Consider the following 1010-nt stretch of genomic DNA (forward strand, 5'->3'; position numbering starts at 1 on the left):
GAGCGGACCAAACCGCACGTAAACGTCGGCACCATCGGTCACGTTGACCATGGTAAAACCACTCTGACCGCCGCTATCACCACCATTCTGTCCAAGAAGTTCGGTGGCGAAGCTAAGGATTACTCCCAGATCGACAGCGCGCCGGAAGAGAAGGCTCGTGGTATTACCATCAATACCGCGCACGTTGAATACGAAACCGAAGCGCGCCACTACGCTCACGTAGACTGCCCGGGTCACGCCGACTACGTTAAGAACATGATTACCGGTGCTGCCCAGATGGACGGCGCGATCCTGGTTTGCTCGGCCGCTGATGGTCCGATGCCGCAAACCCGCGAACACATCCTGCTGTCCCGTCAGGTTGGCGTGCCGTACATCATCGTTTACCTGAACAAGGCTGACCTGGTTGACGACGCTGAGCTGCTGGAACTGGTGGAAATGGAAGTGCGCGATCTGCTGTCTTCCTACGACTTCCCGGGCGACGACACCCCGATCGTGATCGGCTCCGCTCGTCTGGCGCTGGAAGGCGACCAATCCGAAATGGGCGAACCATCCATCTTCCGTCTGGCTGCTGCTCTGGACTCCTACATTCCGACTCCGGAACGCGCCATCGACAAGCCGTTCCTGCTGCCGATCGAAGACGTGTTCTCGATCTCCGGCCGTGGCACCGTGGTGACCGGTCGCGTTGAGCGCGGTATCGTGAAGGTTGGTGAAGAACTGGAAATCGTGGGCCTGAAGGCTACCGTGAAGACCACCTGCACCGGCGTGGAAATGTTCCGCAAGCTGCTGGACCAAGGTCAAGCCGGCGACAACGTGGGCGTGCTGCTGCGTGGCACCAAGCGTGAAGACGTTGAGCGTGGCCAAGTGCTGGCCAAGCCGGGTTCCATCACTCCGCACACCGAGTTCCAAGCTTCCGTGTACGTGCTGTCCAAGGACGAAGGTGGCCGTCACACCCCGTTCTTCGCGAACTACCGTCCGCAGTTCTACTTCCGTACGACCGACGTGACCGGCGC

The 1010-nt window shown here is 59.9% G+C and carries 1 protein-coding gene; it reads left to right on the top strand.

Annotated features, from left to right (window positions below; translation table 11 throughout):
* On the top strand, positions 1–1010 hold a 1010-nt coding region (gene tuf / locus JHD59_RS21945), incomplete at both ends, for an elongation factor Tu (protein ID WP_199155831.1).

It is taken from the genome of Chromobacterium sp. ASV23, assembly GCF_016428945.1.
GTDB classification, from domain to species: Bacteria; Pseudomonadota; Gammaproteobacteria; order Burkholderiales; family Chromobacteriaceae; genus Chromobacterium; species Chromobacterium sinusclupearum.